Raw genomic sequence first — 17,709 nt, 5'->3', positions numbered from 1 at the left:
TAAAAGCTCCCGAATGTGTCGCAGGACGGGTACCGAGGGAGCCGCCACGCCGGCCGCATCGATCGTGCTAGCGTCGTACTCGCCGGTGCCGAGCAGCGCCGCACGACGCCGCGTCTCGCTGTCACTCGCGTTCGGTTTCGGTTTCGGTCTCCAGATCGGCGTCGTCCTCGGTCTCTCGGTCGGCGTCGCCCGTCGCGTCCGTCTCGTCTGTCTCGCCCGCAGCCTCCTGTGCCTGCTTGCGCGCTCTGTCCGCGGCGAGTTCCTTGTCGATGTCGTCCTCGACGTACCCCATCGATTCCACGGTGACGACGTTGCCGCCGCCGGGGTTGACGACCATCACCTCCTCGCCCTCGGCGATCGTCCCCTCGATCGAGCGCGCGGAGTAGTAGGGGTTGAACCCGCCGCCGGAGAGTTTCACCTCCCCGCCCGCGGGCGTCACCGGCTCCGTCACGGTGCCGGTCTTCCCCTTCAGCGCGTCGCTGTCGCTCGTCTGTCGCTGTCCCTTCCCGCCGTACAGGTCGAACTCGTGGTAGCCGTAGAAGGCGACCGCGCCGAAGACGAGCGTCAACAGCGCCATTATCACCGTGAGAACCGCACCGGTGACGCCCAGCGACGCCAACAGGAGCCCGCCGAGTCCGGCCCCGATCAGCGCGATTCCGATGACGATGAAGTTCGCTCCCGGGGCGAGCGCCTCCGCCATCGAGAGCAGCAACCCGGCCGTCAACAGCAGGAGGGGGAGGGTGTCGGGTGCCAACAGCCCGGACTGCAAGAGCACGTCCATGTCCGGAGGTACGGCCGCGTGGTGATAAGTTATGGTGCGGCCCGCCACCGCGGCGCGACTCCCTCAGAACCCGAACAGCAGCACGACCACGGTGAGCACGACCCCGAGCACGACGAAGGCGGCGTGTTCGGCGTCGATCGAGCCGGGTTCGATCGGCTCCGTCTCGGGCGTCCCCGTGTCCTCGACGATGCCGTCGGGGCCGACGTCGTCGACGGCGAACCGCCACTGGCGCTCGTCGTCATCGGCGGCGGCGCTCCGGGTCCGGTTGGCCCGGCTGCGCGTGTCTCCGTCGCCGTCGTCTTCGCGGCTCATGGCCGGCGCTACGCGATTCGACGGTAAATGACTGGCGGGTGGTCGTCGATCTCGGTCCGATTCGGTTCCAGGGCCGGTCAGCGGCTCTGTGGCCGGGCCGCGTGGCCGGTTTCGTGACGAGCTATCGCTGCTGTGCCGCCGCGATCACGTCGCCGTCGTAGACGATCCCTCGCTCGCCGTCGAGGGTCACCACGGTGCCGTCGCCCACGTTCTCGGGCAGCTGCGCGCCCGAGACCATCGGCACGCCGAGTTCGCGGGCGACGACAGCCGGGTAGCCGGTCATCCCCTCGCGGGCGTCGATGATCCCGGCCACCGCGTCCAGATCGCCCGAGAACTCGCCTTCGAAGCCGGGCCCGAGCGCGACGATCGACCCCTCGGGGAGGTCGCTCAGGTCTCCGTCGGCGCTGCGGTAGACCGGCGCCGCGATCCGGCCGGCGACGACCGCCTTGCCCGTCACGAGGGTCTCGGCGGCGACGTGGACCTTGAGCGTGTTCGTCGTGTTCGTCCCCTCGAACTCGGTCAGCATCCCGGAGAGCACGACGAGCGTGTCCCCGGAGGCGGCCCCGCCGGTGTCGAGCGCGGCGTCGACCGCGTTGTCGAGGATCGTCTCCATGTCGCGGGCGTACTCCGTCAGGACCGGTCTGACGCCCCACGAGAGCGCGAGCTGTCGGCGGACGCGGTCGTCGGGCGTCGTCGCGACGACGGGAACGCCCGGCCGGAACATCGCGGTCTTGCGGGCGGTGTAGCCCGACTCCGAGACCGCGACGACCGTCGAGGCGCCGATGTCGCGCGCGAGGTAGCGGGCCGAGCGCGCGAGCGCCTCGGTCCGCGACCCCTCCGCCGCGGCCGGGACGCGCTGTTCGCGCGTCTCGGCGTACTCGTCGCTCGACTCGACCTGCCGCACGATCCGGTCCATCGTCTCCACCACGTTGACGGGGTCGTCGCCGATGGCGGTCTCGCCGGACAGCATCACCGCGTCGGTCCCGTCGAGGACCGCGTTCGCCACGTCGGAGGCCTCCGCCCGGGTCGGGCGGCGGGACGTGACCATCGAGTCGAGCATCTCCGTCGCCGTGATGACGGGGACGCCCGCGTTGACGCACTTGCGGATGATCCGCTTTTGGATCACCGGCACGTCCTCGAGCGGGCACTCCACGCCGAGGTCGCCGCGGGCGACCATCACGCCGTCCGCGGCGTCGACGATCCCGTCGAGGTTGTCGACCGCGCCGGCCCGTTCGATCTTCGCGATGACCGGGATGTCGTCGCCGCCGCGCGCCTCCAGCTCGTCGGCTATCTGATAGACGTCCTCGGCGTTTCGCACGAAGGAGGCCGCGACGAAGTCCGCGTCCGCTCGGGCGGCGAGATCGAGTTCGGCCTCGTCTTCCGCCGTGATGAGGTCGACGTCGATCGCGACGCCCGGCAGGTTCACGCCTTTCCGGGAGCTGAGCTGGCCGCCGGAGACGACCGTCGCGACGACCGACTCGCCCTCGACGCGCTCGACGCGACACTCGATCCGGCCGTCGTCGAGGAGGACCGTGTCCCCGGATCCGGCCGCCGCGATCGAGTGGGTGAGTCCGACGCGCTCGGGAGTGGCGTCGTCGCCCTCGACGAACGTCACCTCGGACCCCTCGGCGATCGCGATCGGCTCGTCGATCTCGGCGGTCCGGACCTCCGGACCCTTCAGGTCGACCATCACCGCGAGCGGGTCCTTCATGGCCTCGTCGACCGCGCGGGCCCGCTCGATGACCTCCTCGCGGTGGGCCGTCGTGCCGTGGCTGGCGTTCAGCCGAACGACGGACATCCCCGCCTCCGCGAGGCCGCGGATCGTGTCCCGGTCGTCGGACGCGGGACCGATCGTACAGACGATTTTGGCGTTGCGCATATCGCCGGATTCAGCGTACGGCCGCAAAAAGACACACGGTTGAGCCGGGAGCGAGCGAACGTTCGTGAGGAATATCGGGCGAGGAAGACCGGCCCGGACGGCCCGGACGGCCTCCCCGATACCGACGCGAGATCAACTCGGGAGTCCGACAGAGAGACCGACCGAAAGCGCGAGGGCGACGACGCCGGCCCCGAGGAAGAGCCGGTTCGCTCGGGGATCCGCTGCCGGCGTCACGTCGAGCGTGAAGTGGGCGTCCGAGAGGGGGCGAAACGGGCGGATCCCCATCGGCGTGATCACGTCGCCGGCGAGGTGCGATCCGAGGGTCGCGGCCGTCACGACGCCGGCGAAAACCGGGGTCCACGTCGGGAGCGACCCGCTAGCGGCGACGACCGGGACGCTTGCGGTACCCACCAGGCCGCCGCCGGCGACGACGAACGCGATCGTGTGCGTCGGGCCGCGGTGCGGAAGCGGGAGGCGCTCGTCGACGTCCGGGAGGGTCGCGAACGCGACCGCGATGGCGACGCCGACCAGCGCCAGTCCGGGTTCGCCGCTCCGGAGGGTGAGGCTCGCTACCGGCGCGTACGCGAGGAGGCCGAGCCCGACGTGTCCGCGGCGGTACATACGCGACGCTCCGGGAACGGGAAAAATAAACGCGTCGGCGAGGTCGCCTGGGAGCCGCCCCTCGACAGCGGCGCCGGCCGTGACTTGGCGCCCCCGACTCGTAGCCTTTTTACCCACGCTGGCGGTAGACGGACTCACTATGGCTGAGGACAAGGCACGAAGCACCGGCAGCGCGGGCCGATTCGGCGCTCGCTACGGCCGGGTCTCCCGCAAGCGGGTCCAGGACATCGAAGAGGAGATGCGCAGCGCGACCGTCGACGGCGACGACGTCAAGCGCGTGGGCACCGGCATCTGGGTCAACGAAGAGACCGGCGAGACGTTCACCGGCGGGGCGTACCGCCCCGAGACGCCCGGTGGCCGCACCGTCCGCCGCTCCATCCGCGCCGCGCTCGCCGACGAGGAATAGCCGCGATGAGTTACAAGTGCTCCCGCTGTAAGCGCGACGTCACCCTCGACGAGTACGGCGGCGTGCGCTGCCCGTACTGCGGCCACCGCGTCCTCTTAAAAGAGCGCGGCGGCGGCATGAAGGAAGTCAACGTCGAGTAGGCGTCCGGGCCCGATAGCGATCGTGACGGGACCCCGCGCACACGAGACGGTGCTTTCGTTTCAGTACCCCTCCGAGCGGCGCGCACGCCTCGTCGACGACGCGCTCGCCCCCGAAATCGGCGAGATCGACGACGCGCGCTCGGCCGCGACCGTCTCCCGCGACGGCGACGCGGTCCGCGTTCGGGTCGTCGCTGACGACCTCGTCGCCCTCCGCGCCGGCGTCAACAGTTGGTCGCGGCTGATCGAGGTCGCCGAGCGCATCGTGACGGCACACGAGTGACCTGAGTCCTGCCGAGAGTCAAGCCCGGCGGAAACCGAATCCAGCCCGAGGCCGAGCCTCGTCAGAGCCGCGCGGTCGATCGATCCGTCGGCGCGCCGCGCCTTCGGTATCGGTCCCCGATATCGAGACGCGAAACGGCGAGTACGTACGCTTGAGAGGCTGTAACGCACGCATCGACCGTGAGCCGAGAAGTCGGGGGTTTTTCTGTCCGGGTCGCCTCGTTGCGTCCATGCAAGGGAACATGCCGCCCGAGGCACAGGAGAAAATCGAGGAACTGCAGGACCTGCAGGAGACCGCACAGCAGGTCGCCGAGCAGAAGGAGCAGGCGCAGACCGCGCTCAACGAGTCGAAGACGGCCCTCACCGCCTTAGAGGACGTCGACGAGGACGCCGGAATGTACCGCGAGATCGGTGAGGTTCTCGTCGAGACGGACTACGAGTCCGCCTACGACGACCTCGAGAACAAGGTCGACTCGCTGGAAGTCCGCGTCGAGCAGCTCCAGAAGCAGGAGGAGCGCGTCGAAGAGCAGTTCGACGACCTCCAGAGCGAGCTCCAGCAGATGCTGCAGGGCGGCGCGGGCGGCGCCCCGGCGGGACCGGGCGGTCCGGGCGCGGGCGGCGCGTAAGCGAGCGATGAGCGACGACGCGGGCGACGACGCGCCGACGGACGGCGACGATCCCACCGACGAGGCGGTCGTCACCATCGCCGCCGAGGCGGCGGAGGGCGTCGTCTTCGCCTACTACGACCAGTCCGCGGTGAAAGACCTCGACGTCACCGTGACGTTCGAGGACGGCGTCTTAGACGTGGACGTCTACCTGAACGCCCCCGACGATCCCGACCCCGAGACCGTCGCCAACGAGGCGGTCGCGGCCGCCGGCGAGGCGGTCGACGAGCTGTTCGCGGAGTAGGGCGGGCGTTCTTTTTTGCGCGCGTGACGAACTGAACGCCGGGAACCGAGCGCTTTCGATCGTCGGTGACCGGCGTCTCTCGCCGCGAACAGCGGATTCGCTTCGACGGAGACCGCCGACCACCGGTACGTACTTCACGATTGATTGTGTACTGTTACCATATGTCATCTAGCTACGGCGGCATGTCGGCGTTCGATCGGCTCCGCGCGCGGCTCGACGGACGGCCCCACGTGTGCGAAGAGTGCGGATACGTCAACGAGGGAGGTGGCTGGGAGGCGGTGACGTCGGGTGCTGCCGTCGAGTACCGGTGGGCGTGTCCGAGCTGCGGGACCGAGCGCGTCCGACGATATCGGCTGTGAGGAGGGCGTCGGCCGAGCGTCGGCCCGGCGTCGACCCGGCGTCGACCCGGCGTCGACCCGGCGTTGACCCACAGTCGCTGCGAATCGTTAACACGAATCGACGCGTGGATCGCGCCACGATGTACGACGAGATCCTCTACCCGACCGACGGGAGCGCCGGGAGCGACGCCGCCGTCGCACACGCGGTCTCGCTCGCCGAGCTGGCCGACGCGCGGATCCACGCGCTGTTCGTCGTCGACGAACTGATCGCGGGCGCCGACCGATGGGACGCGGTCGTCGAACGCGAGGAAGAGCGCGGTGAACGTGCGCTCGACGCCGTCGCCGAGGCCGGCGCGAAGCGCGGGATCGACGTGGAACAGCACCTCCGGCGCGGTCGCCCGCACGAGGAGATCCTCGACGCCGCGACCGCCTACGACGCGGATCTGATCGTGATGGGCACCCACGGTCGGACCGGGATCGGCCGGTTTCTCGCGGCCGGGTCGGTCGCCGAGCGGGTCGTGAGACACAGCGAGCCGCCGGTGTTGACGGCGCGGGCGCGGGAGTGAGCGGGAGCGACCGAGCGAGCGGGAGCAAACGGACGAGCGGCTTAGGCCGACTCGCAGATCGTCACGAAGTTCTCGAACACTTCCTCGCCGCGTTCGGTGTGGGCGACCTCGGGGTGCCACTGGACGCCGTACAGCCCCGCCTCGACGTTCGACATCGCCTCGATGCCGCAGACGTCGGAGGTGGCGGTGTGGGTGAACCCCGCCGGCAGCTCCTTTACCTCGTCGGCATGGGAGGCCCAGACGCGAGTCTCGGGAGCGAGCGAGCCGACGAGCGGATCCTCGTCGTCGACGATCTCCACGTCGACGTCGGCGTAGCCGCCGTAGTCGCCGCCGCCGACCGCGCCGCCGCGTTCGAGCGCGATGAGCTGCATTCCGAGACAGATGCCGAAGACGGGAACGTCCAAGTCGAGGTAGTCGGGCGCGTTGCCGACGCGGTCCATGTCGGGGCCGCCCGAGAGGACGATCCCGTCGGCGTCGAGTTCGTCGGCGGGCGTGTCCGCCGAGACGATCTCGGTGTCGACGCCGATATCGCGGAGCGCGCGGCGCTCGAGGTGGGTGAACTGGCCGTGGAGGTCGATGACGACGATTCGAGTCATGGCGCCGATTGACGGCACCCGCACAAAAACGGCTCGGAACGAAACGCAGTATCGTGGTGTTTTTAGGCTGTTTCGGTCGCGTTCGATACACAAACGCGGATCGATCAGCATAACTCGAGGTGGAGCCTCCGACCTCAAGGAGCGAGAGTAGCGAGCGAGTAGGTCGGAGAGGAAACCGACAACGGAGACGCAACTGCACGACGGTAGCTACCTGACTCCCCAGCGTATAAGTACCGTTGGGTAGTAATCTGAAACATGGAGGTACGTCGAACCGCGCCAGTCAAACTCGTCGTTCCCGATGAGCGGTACGACGACCTCCACGAATCCGCGCGACAGTTCCTTCACTGTGCGAATCGTGCCGCTAAATTCTGTTGGGACGACAACTCCTACGCCAACTGCGTTACGGCGAACTCGACCGCACGGGACGCGCTCTACGAACAACTGCGAGAGGAAACTGATCTTACTGCGAACCTCGTTCAAGAGGCTATCCGTCGTGCCGTCCAAGCGACGAAAGGATGCGTCGAACGGTGGAAACAGGGCAAGCGGGTGAGCCAGCCGGAGTTCACGTCGTGGAGCATGGTCTACGACAAGCGAAGCGCGACGTTCTACCGCGACCGTGTGTCTCTCTCGACCGTCAACGGGCGCGTCGAGTGCGACTTTGAACTTCCGGCGGATAGCCCGACTCCCTACGAACAGTACGTTCTCTCAGAGGACTACGAGTTCCGTGCGAGCACACTGCAATACGACCTGGCGACTGACGAGTTCTACTTCCACATCACGACGCGAAAGTACGATACCGACGAGTCCGAGGTTTCGGAAGATGCCGAGTACCAAACAGTTCTTGGTATCGACCTCGGCGTCAACAGCCTCGCAGTAGCTTCGACCGGCACGTTCTGGCAGGGCGACGAATACGATCACTGGTGCCGTGAATTCGAGAAGCGACGTGGTGAGATGCAACAGCGTGGGACGCAAGCCGCGCACAAGGCCCTGCTTCGCCTCGGAAAGCGCGAAGAAGCGTGGCGGAAGCAGTACATCCACACGGTTGCCAATGAGATCGTTTCGGAAGCCGTCGAACACGACTGCGACGTAATCGCGTTCGAGGAGTTAACCGACATCCGCAAGCGTCTCCCGCAGGCGAAATGGCACCACATTTGGGCGTTCCGACGCCTGTACGAGTACGTCGAGTACAAGGCACCAGAGCAGGGCGTCTCCGTGAAGCAAGTTGAGCCGAACCATACGTCCCAGCGCTGTTCTCGGACGGGTTGTGGGTTCACGCACGAAGTGAACCGCCACGGAGAGCACTTCGAGTGCCAGAAATGCGGCTATGAGGTCAACGCGGATTACAACGCGGCGAAGAATATCGGGCTACGCTATGCCCGAAAGCGGAAACACAGACTCCGTTCCTCGCCCAAGTCGGGGAGCGGAGACGCACCAGTAGACGTGCGTGTAAATGGTGGGACGTTGAACGGCAAGAGTCACCAGCCTATTGCTGGCGACTGATTGCTGGGAGCCCACATCAAAGCCCTACCCTCAACGAGCGAACCCTGTATGGGGTGAGCGAAGTAGGGTAGGGTAGTTTACAGGTCGATCGGCTCGCTCTTGAGGAACTCCCTGAGCAGCACGGTCGCGTACGATCCGCTCGGGAGCGCGAACGCGAACCGCGGATCCCCGTCCTCGAACGTCACCTCGAGGTCGGTCCGCAGCGAGACGGCCCGCCGCGTGCCCGACGAGTCGAACTCGCCCGGAAGCTCGAAATCGGCGGGTTCTATCCCCGCGGCGTCGAGGACCTCGCGTTCGATTTCTCCGGGTTCGCCGCCGCCGAGTTCGGTCTCCGTCCCGACGAGCGGCGCGGTGACGAACGCCCGACCCCGCGCGCAGTGTCGCGAGACGATCGACACCCGATCCGCATCGACCCGCTGTGTCCGGTCCATGTCCGGCGCGTACAGCTCGTCCGGCGCGTCGCCGTCAGCGAAACACACCACGTCGCCGGCGACCGGCCGGTCGAAGGGGAGTCCGCGGCGCAGCCGCTCGCTCACGATGCGGTTGAACAGGAACGACTGCGCCGCGTTGACGAACAGCCGCTGGAGGTTCGACGGAACGGCCTCCAGCGCGTGCCACCAGTCCTCGTGGTCGCTGGGGGCACCCGGGGCGACGTCGCGGTCGGCGAGCCGGTGGACCATCGAGCGCTCGAACCGGAGCTTCCCGGGGATCGCGTCGAGGCAGGCGTTCCAGTCGCCGTCGCCGGTGCCGTCGACGCTGCCCTCGACGCCGGCGGGGTTCGACTCGTCCCCGTCGGTGCCGGTCTCGTCAGCGCGACCGATCCCGAACGCCGCGTCGACCCGGTCGCGCGCGGCGCGGGTGTCGTCGGGCTCGGTCTCCGCGGGGTTGCCCGCGTACAGTCGGACCGCCTCGCGGGGGTCGTTGCGGGCGATCGCGAGCCCGACGACGTGGGTGACGGGCCGCCGGCTGCCGAAGCGCTGCTGGCCGAAGTAGTTCGGAACGCCGACGATTGCGGGGGGTATCTCATCCGGGCGCACGGGCTCCTCGTCCGACTCGGCCCCGCCCGCGAACGAGCGCAGGTCTCGGACCACGTCGGCGACGCGCGCGGGCGCCTCATTGACCGCGTCGGCGACGCGGATCTCGAAGGCGTTGCCGGCGAGGTCACCGAACGAAAGCCCGCGACCGGCACGGCCGAGCGGCTCGATCTCGGCGCCGCGGATCGCGGGGAGGTCTTCCGGGTCGACCTCGCGGAGGGTGAACAGCTGGGTGGTGACGGCGCGTTTGTCCTTCGTCCCGGCCCACGAGACGCGCTCGCGGCTGATACCGAGCGCGTCGGAGATCCGGCGCGCGAAGTCGTTCGTGTCCCAGTCGCGGAGGGTGACGCGGACGACGAGTTCGGGGTAGCTCCCCCTGTCGGCGTCCATCGGTTCGGGCTCGAACGCCTCCAGCTCCCGGACGCGGAAGTCGTCCGGCGACTCGCGCAGGCGACCGCCGATCCCGTCGGCGACGCTGACGTAGTGGTCGATACCGACCGCTCGCTCGATCGGGTGCGCCTCGCGGAGGTCGGGTGGCGAGGACATCTAGTACAGCGAGAGGTCGCCGGTCACGCGGTCGACGCTCTCGTCGCGGGCGGGGCCGATCGCGAGCGCGGTGACGGTTCCCGGCTCCAGTTGCGTGTGTCCCGCGTCGCGAACGATCGCGTAGGGGAGCCCCTCCTTGTCGGCTTTGTCGGCCAGCTCGAACAGCTGGCTCTCGGAGTTCCCTTTTAAGACGATCTTCTTTTGGCCCGCTCCCTGCCACTTCTTGCGGGCGCGGCGCCCGGCGTCCTGGTACGCCGACAGCGAGGCGTGTGCGACCTGCGCCGCGAGCTTCCCCTCGCCCATACCGATGTCCGCGCGGGCGACGATGGCCTGTTTCATGTCCTCTTCCACCGCCGCCGCGGGTTTAGCTCTGTTCTCTCGCCGGGGCGGCCGGCGTGACGGCCCGGAAGAACCGACGTGACGACCCGGAAGAACCGACGTGACGACCCGGAAGAACCGACAGCGGCGCGCCGGCCCTCAGTCGTGCGGGTGGGCACGTTTGATGGCCGTCTCGACGTCGCCGATATCGCCGAGGAACGTCACGCGATCGCCGGCCTCCAAGACGGTGTCGCCGTGCGGGACGAACGTCTCGTCCTCGCGGCCGACCACCGCGATCAGGACGCTGTTGGGGATTTCGGCGGCGAGCTGTTTGACCGTCTTGCCGGCGAACGTCTCGGCGGTGATAGTCACCTCTTGGGCGTCGTGGCCGTCGCCGAGCTGGTTCATCCAGTGACTCAGCGTGGGGCGCTCGATCTCGTTGTCGAGCGACCACGCCATCGCCGAGGAGACGTCGATGGCGCGGACGTCCAGGGTCTCGAAGGCGTCGACGTTGTCCGGGTCGTTCACGCGCGCGATGACGGTCTCGATGTCGAACTTCGAGCGGGCGAGCTGTGAGACCAGGAGGTTCGCGTCGTCGTCGGGCGTCGCCGCGATGAGCAGCTTCGCGCTCTCGGCGCCGTGTTCGGCGAGCGCGTCCGCGTTCGTCCCGTCGCCCTCGACGGCCTGTAGCTCCTCCTTCTGTAGCTCCTCGACCGCCGCGGGGTCGCGATCGATGATCACGACGTTTTCGCCTCTGTTCTCCAGCCGTTTGGCGAGCGTCCGGCCGACCCGGCCCCCGCCGACGATGATAGTTTTCATTGGTTGCACATCGAGGACGTCAGCGATCTGTCTCGCGAGGCCCGCCTGCAACACCACGGTGATGAAGATGACGAGGAACACGGTCCCGGAGAGCGTCTGGGCGGCGTCGAACTGGCCGGCGTCCTGCAGTTGGATCGCGAACAGCGTCGCCACCGACGCCGGGATGATCCCGCGCGGCCCGACGGAGCTCAAAAAGAGCCGCTCGTTCCGCGTGAACGCCGACTCGCGGGCGAACGCGAACATCACGAGCGGACGGATAACGAGCGTCACCACGACGACGACGCCGATCCCGCCGAGGCCGAGCCCGAGCACGGTACCGAAGTCGATCAGCGCGGCCAGCGAGATGAAAATAAACGCCAGCGCGATGAGCGTGAGGTCGCGTCCGAAGTTCGACACCTCCTCGCGGTGAGGGAGATCGTCGACGTTCCCGAGGACGATCCCGGCCGCGGCCGCCGCGGCGACACCGGTCTCGGGCGCAATCGATTCGGCGAGCCCGTACGCGATGAACGCCCCGCCGAGCGTGACGAGCCGGACCATCCGCTTCGCGTCCGCTCCGGGCGCGTCCAGTTTCGTCAGCGTCAGATAGACGACGAACGCGACGACCATCCCGACTCCGGCGCCGGCGACGAGTCGCGTCAGGAAGCCGCCCGGGATCCCGGCCGCGTTGTCGGCGAGCACCATCGTCTCGAACACGACGATGGCGAGGATGGCCGCGGTGACGTCGTTGAAGATGCCCTCCGCCTCCAGCGTGGACGCGACGTGTTCGCGGACGTTGACCACTTCGAGGATCGGCGTGATGACGGTCGGGCCGGTCGCGATCAGAAGCGCACCGATCAGAAGCGCGATGCCCCAGCCGTCCGCGACGAACAGCCTGACGGCGAGCGCCGTTCCGCCGAACATGATCAGCGCGCCGAGGGTGACGACGCCCGCGATGGTTCGAGGAGCGTCCGCCAGCCTCGCTCTCCGGAGGTCGAACGCCCCGTCGAAAACGATGATCGCGACCGACAGCCCCACGACCGTCGTCAGCCCGTCACCGAACGTCTCGGCGGTGACGAAACCGAATCCCTCGGGGCCCATCAGGACCCCGACGACGATGAGGAACAGAACGCTCGGGACGCGCAACCGCGACGAGATGACCTGGAGCGCGATCCCGATGCCGAGGATCGCTGTAATAATCGGCAGTGTTCCACTCACGGTGCACAACTGTACACAAACAAGCTACTAAAGGGCTACTACTGTCCAGTATGGGTCGGCTACGCGTAGCATTGTTCATCCGTTCCCGGGTCCCGATCAGAGGACAGTATAAAAAGGAGAGACGACGGTCCGCGGGTCCTGTGGCCGACACCGACAGGGATCGCGAGTCCCGTGACGTCTCCGTTAGGGAACGAGCGACGGTCCCGTCTCGCGGACGCGACCGGACAGCGGTGAAACGGCGACCGGGGTGAAACGGCGACCCGGCGAGATTCTCTGCCGTCGAACGGACGATCAGCCGTCGATCGCCGGACGGACGATCAGTCGTCCGCCGGAGCCGCGCCGCCGGTCGCCGGCCCGAGTCCGGACGCCATGCCGGCGATCGTGCCCTCGTTGCTGGCGACCCAGTTCAGCAGGATGAACGCGAAGATGTATTTCGCGACGATGTCCATCCCGCTGTAGGCCCAGGACGTGATGGCGACGTCGAGCACCGCGATCCCCTCGGCGCCGAGCGCCCAGAAGATCGGGTAGCCGAGCCAGAGGACGACGGTGAGGATCTTCAGGGTGTTGAAGATCTCCGCGGTCCCCGCGACCTCAGCGTCCTGCGACCACTCGACGAGCAGGATGTAGAGGACGACGACGAAGAACGCGCAGCTGATGACGTACCAGAACCAGCGGAGCGCGTAGGAGGACGTGGTGAGCGCGGCCGCGAGACCGGTGATACACATCCCGATGTCTGCCACGATGGCCGTGAACAGCTTGGTCACGTTCGTCCCCGCGAGCAGCCCGAGCGCGAGGAGGATCATCGGCGTCGACAGCGCCCACGTGAGGTACCGACCCCACATCGTGAGCACCTCTTGTCCGGCGAGCGCGTGCCCCGGCGGCATTTCGAGGAAACTTATCGTGAGCCCCGACACGAGACCGGTGTAACTGGAGATGGACACCAGCGGCACCATCAGCGTCGCGACGAAGATCAGTTGGGCACGCGGGTCCTCCACGTTCCGCCCCATGTAGACGAACAGAAGGATCGATATCCCCGCGAGGGCGATGTTGGCCCAGAACGAGGCGTTCAAGAGCTGATTGTCTTGAACCGCCTGATACACCTCAGCTTGGGTCATTTCGAGGATGACTCCTTGCGCCAGTAGGTCGGCCGCTGCTGTTTCTATCATACGACACCGACGTGTACGATGTGTGTCGAGTAAACAACTGAACCTGACGAGTATGGCTCGAACGACGGACGGCAGAGCCCGCTGTGAAATCGACGGCCGGGACCCGATTCGCGTGCCGTTCCGCAGGTGGCGTCCGGGTCCGTTCTCGACCGGTGGGGTCAACCGCGATATTGAAACGACCGAAGCCCTGACTACGGGTATGCACCGCAGACGGTTCCTCGAACGCGCCGGGACCGCCGCGGCCGCGGTCGGGGGAACGACCGCGCTCGCCGGCTGTTCGACCGTCCTCGGCGACGAGGAGTACGACGTCGGCATGGTCGCCGACGGATACCGCCCGGACGAGTTGACCGTCTCCGTCGGCGACACGGTGGTCTGGAAGAACACGAGCTCGCGCACCCACACCGTCACGGCCTACGAGGGCGGCATCCCCGAGGAGGCCGACTACTTCGCGTCCGGCGGCTACGGCGACGAAGACACCGCCCGAGAAGCGTGGAGCGAGGAGTTCGGCGGCGCGTTGGAGACCGGCGACCGCTTCTCGCACACCTTCACCGTCCCCGGCCAGTACGAGTACGTCTGTGTCCCCCACGAGTTCGGCGGGATGTACGCGACCGTGATCGTGGAGGAGTGAGCGGCGTGTGCCGCCGAGACGGACACCGGCCGCGGACCGACCGACGAAACCCATTAGCGCGCGCGACCCTAACCGCCGGTGACTGACACATGGACGTATCGCTGCTCTTCGGGACGGACGTGCTGTTGTTCCTCGCCATCGGGCTGCTCGGGGGCGCCCACTGCATCGGTATGTGCGGCCCTCTCGTCACCGTCTACGCCGGGCGAATGCGTAGCGGCGGCGAGCGGACCGACGGCGGGACCGACACGTCGCCGGGGAGCGCCGGTGCGACCCCCACCGGCGGCGTCGACCGCCGCGGGAGCCACCTGACGACCTACGAGGTCCGCCAACACGCACTCTTCAACCTCGGCCGCGCCGCGAGCTACACGCTCATCGGGGCCGCGCTCGGCGCGCTCGGCGGCTTCGTCCTCGTCACGACGGCGACGCTGACCGGCGCGGCGACGACCGTCCGCGGCGTCGTCGGACTGGGCGTCGGCGCGCTCGTGATCCTCGTCGGGCTCCGCTACGTCCTCGGCGGGGCGACCGGCGGGGTCCACCTGCCGGGCCTCCAGCGCGTCACCGGCTGGCTGACCGGCCACGTGGACCGGCTCGCGAACGGCCCCGGAATCGTCGGGCTCGGGGCGGTCCACGGGCTGCTCCCCTGTCCGATCCTCTATCCCGCGTACCTGTACGCGTTCGCGAGCGGCTCGGCGGTGAGCGGCGGGATCGCGCTCGCGGCGCTCGGAATCGGGACGATGCCCGCAGTGTTCCTCTACGGCACCGTCATCGAGCACATCGACGCGGTCCACCGCCGACGGGTCCACCGACTGCTCGGCGTCGCGTTCGTCGCGCTCGGCTACGTCCTGTTCGCGCACGGGCTGATGTCCGTCGGGATCCACGTCCCGCACCCGAGCCTGCCGTTCTGGAACCCGCTCGACGTCGCCGGCGCGGGCGGCCACGGGGGGATGTGATCGTGGGCGCCGCCGACGCCGGAGACCCCTCCGACGCCGCCACCGACGACGCCCCCGCCTGCACCCTCTGTGAGCTCCCGACCGCCGGCGTCGACGTCAGCGACGACGACGGCAACCGCTTCTGCTGTACCGGCTGCCGAGACGTGTACGCCGCCCTCGGCGACGTCGACGTCGACGCCGCCGACGTTCGGGCGCGGCGGAACGGGAGCGGCGGGCGCGGCGAAAGCGAGAGCGGGGCGGGCGGACGCGGGAGCGGAGGCGACGAGGCCGCGTCGGTCCCCGCCGACCACGAGGCGACGTTCCTCGAAGTGGACGGGATGCACTGTGCGACCTGCGAGGCGTTCATCGAGACGGTCGCGACCCGGACCGAGGGCGTCAGCGCCGCGAGCGCGAGCTACGTCACGGACACGGTTCGGATCGACCACGACCCGAACGACGTCTCGATAGACGACCTCTCCGAGGCCGTGAGCGGGCTGGGGTACAGCGCGTACCCCCGCGACGACGCCTTCGCGCGCCGGCAGGCGGACAACATGGCGACGGCGCGGCTCGCGGCGGGGGTCATGGTCGGGATGGCGATCATGCTCCAATACATCGTCATCATCTACCCGACGTACTTCGCCTTCCCCTTCTACGACGAGCGGACGCTGGAGTACCTCAACGGGGCGATGGCCTCCTCCTCCGGGACGTACTTTTTCATCGTCATCGCGGTGCTCACGACCATCGTCCTGCTGTTCACGGGCAAGCCGATCCTCAGGGGCGCGTACGTCAGCGCGCGGACGCGCTCGCCGAACATGGACCTGCTCGTCGCCATCGCGGCGGTCAGCGCCTACCTCTACAGCACGCTCGCGGTGATCTTCGTCGAGTCGCCGTCGATCTACTACGACGTCACCGTGGCGATCATCGTGATCGTCACCGTCGGCAACCACTACGAGGACTCGATCAAAAAGCGGGCGACGGAGCTGCTCTCGGACCTGACGGCGGTGCAAGTCGACAGCGCCCGGCGGCTGGTCGGAGACGGCGACGCCGAGAGCGTCCCCATCGACGCGCTCGAACCGGACGACCGCCTCCTCGTGCGCGCCGGCGAGCGCGTCCCGGTCGACGGCGAGGCGGTCGACGGCGACGCCGCGGTCGACGAGTCGGTGATCACCGGCGAGTCGATGCCGGTCCGCAAGACGCCGGGCGACGCGGTCGTCGGCGGCTCCGTCGTCGCCGACGGGTCGCTGACGGTGGCGGTCGGCCCGGACGCGACCTCCAGTCTCGACCGGGTCGCAGAGCTGGTCTGGGACCTCCAGAGCGGGAACCACGGGGTCCAGAAGCTCGCCGACCGGCTCGCGACGATCTTCGTCCCGGCCGTGCTCGTCATCGCCGTCCTCGCCGCCGCCGCCAACCTCGCGCTCGGCAACGGCGTGACGGAGGCGATGCTCGTCGGGCTCACCGTGCTCATCGTCTCGTGTCCGTGCGCGCTCGGGCTCGCGACCCCGCTCGCGGTCGCCGCCGGGATCCGCGACGCGCTCGAACGCTCGATCGTGATCTTCGACGACACCGTCTTCGAGCGGCTCCGCGACGCCGACACCGTCGTCTTCGACAAGACGGGCACGCTCACGACCGGCGAGATGCGGGTCGTCGAGGCCGACGTCGACGCCGACCTCCTCGGGCTCGCCGCCGCACTCGAAGCGCGGTCCGCACACCCCGTCGGGCAGGCGATCGCGGCCGCGCGAGCCGAATCGCGGGTCGAGGCGCGCACCGAGTCGGACGAGGGCGCGCCGGCGGCGGTCGCGGACGGCGGCGTCTCCGCCGCTGACGCGGACGACGCCGACCGAGAACCGCTCTCCGTCGAGCGCTTCGAGAGCCACGCGCGCGGGGTCTCCGGCGTCGTCGACGGGGTCGAGGTCGTCGTCGGCCACCCCGACCTCTTCGACGAGCGCGGCTGGGACGTGCCGGACGCGATCCGCGAGACGGTCGCCGAGGCGCGCGACGTGGGGCGCGTCCCGGTCGCCGTCGGTCGCGACGGGGCCGCCGAGGGCGTCGTGGTGGTCGGCGACGAACTGCGCGAGGGGTGGGAGGAGACGGTCACCGCGCTCGCCGACTCGGGCGTCGACGTGGTCGTCCTGACGGGCGACGACGAGCGCGCCGCGACCGTCTTCCGCGAGCACGACGCGGTCTCGTCCGTCTTCGCCGGCGTCCCGCCGGAGGGGAAAGCGGAGACGGTCGAGCGGCTGAAAGCGAGCGGACTCACCGTCATGGTCGGCGACGGGACCAACGACGCGCCCGCGCTCGCGGCCGCCGACCTCGGGGTCGCGCTCGGCGGGGGGACCGCGATGGCGGCCGACGCCGCCGACGTGGCGATCGTCGACGACGACCTCGGCTCGGTGGCGACCGTCTTCGAACTCTCGCGGGCCGCCGGCCGGCGCGTCAAGGGGAACATCGGCTGGGCGTTCCTGTACAACGCGGTCGCTATTCCGCTGGCGGTGACCGGGCTGCTCAATCCGCTGTTCGCCGCGGTCGCGATGGGCCTGTCCAGCCTCCTCGTCGTGACGAACTCCTCGCGGGCGCTACTGGACGACTGAATCGGGCGATCGGGGAGGGCGATCGCGGCGACCGATCGAGGCGGGCGACGGGGGGCGAGGTTCGCGGGGACGCCCGCCGCGACCGCAAGGGACTTTCCGCTCACGCGAGTACGTTCGGGCATGTCACGACGAGAGCGGTCCGTCGACGTACCGACCCGAA

General features: G+C 68.7%; 20 protein-coding genes. 11 read left to right on the top strand and 9 right to left on the bottom strand.

Annotation, left to right across the window (positions count from 1 at the left end; all coding sequences use genetic code 11):
* Window positions 1-121: 121 nt before the first annotated feature.
* The 4 genes from C461_RS01860 to C461_RS01845 form a co-directional block, all read right to left on the bottom strand.
* Window positions 122-781, bottom strand: coding sequence for an NfeD family protein (locus tag C461_RS01860; RefSeq protein ID WP_007998147.1), 660 nt, complete (start codon window positions 779-781; stop codon window positions 122-124).
* A 63-nt stretch (window positions 782-844) separates the two neighbouring features.
* On the bottom strand, window positions 845-1,093 hold the full coding sequence (locus C461_RS01855) for a DUF7312 domain-containing protein (RefSeq protein WP_007998146.1): 249 nt from the start codon (window positions 1,091-1,093) through the stop codon (window positions 845-847).
* Between the two features lie 121 nt (window positions 1,094-1,214).
* Complete coding sequence (gene pyk, locus C461_RS01850) at window positions 1,215-2,972, bottom strand: pyruvate kinase (protein WP_007998144.1); 1,758 nt, start codon at window positions 2,970-2,972, stop codon at window positions 1,215-1,217.
* 132 nt (window positions 2,973-3,104) lie between these two features.
* Window positions 3,105-3,593, bottom strand: coding sequence for a metal-dependent hydrolase (locus tag C461_RS01845; protein WP_007998141.1), 489 nt, complete (start codon window positions 3,591-3,593; stop codon window positions 3,105-3,107).
* Window positions 3,594-3,732: 139 nt separating this feature from the next.
* Here C461_RS01845 and C461_RS01840 point away from each other — a divergent pair, with 139 nt between their 5' ends.
* The 7 genes from C461_RS01840 (at window position 3,733) to C461_RS01810 (ending at window position 6,231) form a co-directional block, all read left to right on the top strand.
* Window positions 3,733-3,999: a hypothetical protein gene (locus tag C461_RS01840; protein WP_007998137.1), complete on the top strand. Its 267-nt coding sequence runs from the start codon at window positions 3,733-3,735 to the stop codon at window positions 3,997-3,999.
* Between the two features lie 5 nt (window positions 4,000-4,004).
* Entirely contained in the window at window positions 4,005-4,139 is a 135-nt protein-coding gene (locus C461_RS01835; protein WP_007998131.1) for a DNA-directed RNA polymerase subunit P, read from the top strand.
* A gap of 22 nt (window positions 4,140-4,161) precedes the next feature.
* Window positions 4,162-4,419: a KEOPS complex subunit Pcc1 gene (locus C461_RS01830; RefSeq protein WP_007998130.1), complete on the top strand. Its 258-nt coding sequence runs from the start codon at window positions 4,162-4,164 to the stop codon at window positions 4,417-4,419.
* Window positions 4,420-4,660: 241 nt separating this feature from the next.
* Window positions 4,661-5,044, top strand: a complete 384-nt coding sequence (locus C461_RS01825; protein WP_007998129.1) for a prefoldin subunit beta — start codon at window positions 4,661-4,663, stop codon at window positions 5,042-5,044.
* A 7-nt stretch (window positions 5,045-5,051) separates the two neighbouring features.
* Window positions 5,052-5,327: a DUF3194 domain-containing protein gene (locus C461_RS01820; protein WP_007998128.1), complete on the top strand. Its 276-nt coding sequence runs from the start codon at window positions 5,052-5,054 to the stop codon at window positions 5,325-5,327.
* A 161-nt stretch (window positions 5,328-5,488) separates the two neighbouring features.
* Window positions 5,489-5,686: an HVO_0649 family zinc finger protein gene (locus tag C461_RS01815; RefSeq protein ID WP_049906205.1), complete on the top strand. Its 198-nt coding sequence runs from the start codon at window positions 5,489-5,491 to the stop codon at window positions 5,684-5,686.
* Between the two features lie 119 nt (window positions 5,687-5,805).
* Window positions 5,806-6,231, top strand: a complete 426-nt coding sequence (locus C461_RS01810) for a universal stress protein (RefSeq protein WP_049906204.1) — start codon at window positions 5,806-5,808, stop codon at window positions 6,229-6,231.
* A gap of 41 nt (window positions 6,232-6,272) precedes the next feature.
* Here C461_RS01810 and C461_RS01805 read toward each other — a convergent pair whose 3' ends face one another.
* Complete coding sequence (locus C461_RS01805) at window positions 6,273-6,827, bottom strand: GMP synthase subunit A (protein WP_007998124.1); 555 nt, start codon at window positions 6,825-6,827, stop codon at window positions 6,273-6,275.
* A 255-nt stretch (window positions 6,828-7,082) separates the two neighbouring features.
* Here C461_RS01805 and C461_RS01800 point away from each other — a divergent pair, with 255 nt between their 5' ends.
* A complete protein-coding gene (locus C461_RS01800) occupies window positions 7,083-8,327 on the top strand; it encodes an RNA-guided endonuclease InsQ/TnpB family protein (protein ID WP_007998123.1) in 1,245 nt (414 codons plus the stop codon).
* Window positions 8,328-8,404: 77 nt separating this feature from the next.
* Here the strand turns inward: C461_RS01800 and truD are convergent, their stop codons facing one another.
* From truD to C461_RS01780, 4 genes are all read right to left on the bottom strand, one after another.
* A complete protein-coding gene (truD, locus tag C461_RS01795; RefSeq protein ID WP_007998122.1) occupies window positions 8,405-9,907 on the bottom strand; it encodes a tRNA pseudouridine(13) synthase TruD in 1,503 nt (500 codons plus the stop codon).
* The gene (gene pth2, locus C461_RS01790) at window positions 9,908-10,246 is read right to left on the bottom strand and encodes a peptidyl-tRNA hydrolase Pth2 (protein ID WP_007998121.1); all 339 of its coding nucleotides are present in this window, start codon (window positions 10,244-10,246) and stop codon (window positions 9,908-9,910) included.
* A gap of 138 nt (window positions 10,247-10,384) precedes the next feature.
* Complete coding sequence (locus C461_RS01785) at window positions 10,385-12,238, bottom strand: cation:proton antiporter domain-containing protein (RefSeq protein ID WP_007998120.1); 1,854 nt, start codon at window positions 12,236-12,238, stop codon at window positions 10,385-10,387.
* A 317-nt stretch (window positions 12,239-12,555) separates the two neighbouring features.
* A complete protein-coding gene (locus C461_RS01780; RefSeq protein ID WP_007998119.1) occupies window positions 12,556-13,353 on the bottom strand; it encodes a bacteriorhodopsin in 798 nt (265 codons plus the stop codon).
* 250 nt (window positions 13,354-13,603) lie between these two features.
* Between C461_RS01780 and C461_RS01775 the strand changes: the two genes are divergently transcribed.
* From C461_RS01775 to C461_RS01765, 3 genes are all read left to right on the top strand, one after another.
* Window positions 13,604-14,032: a cupredoxin domain-containing protein gene (locus C461_RS01775; RefSeq protein WP_007998118.1), complete on the top strand. Its 429-nt coding sequence runs from the start codon at window positions 13,604-13,606 to the stop codon at window positions 14,030-14,032.
* An 89-nt stretch (window positions 14,033-14,121) separates the two neighbouring features.
* Window positions 14,122-14,982, top strand: a complete 861-nt coding sequence (locus tag C461_RS01770; RefSeq protein WP_007998117.1) for a sulfite exporter TauE/SafE family protein — start codon at window positions 14,122-14,124, stop codon at window positions 14,980-14,982.
* Window positions 14,979-17,549, top strand: coding sequence for a heavy metal translocating P-type ATPase (locus tag C461_RS01765; RefSeq protein ID WP_007998116.1), 2,571 nt, complete (start codon window positions 14,979-14,981; stop codon window positions 17,547-17,549). Before C461_RS01770 ends, C461_RS01765 begins: the two co-directional genes overlap by 4 nt.
* Window positions 17,550-17,709 lie beyond the last annotated feature (160 nt).

This window comes from Halorubrum aidingense JCM 13560 (assembly GCF_000336995.1).
GTDB classification, from domain to species: domain Archaea; phylum Halobacteriota; class Halobacteria; order Halobacteriales; family Haloferacaceae; genus Halorubrum; species Halorubrum aidingense.
The sequence above is the reverse complement of the archived record's forward strand: the minus strand, read 5'-3'. Positions and strand labels throughout refer to the sequence as shown.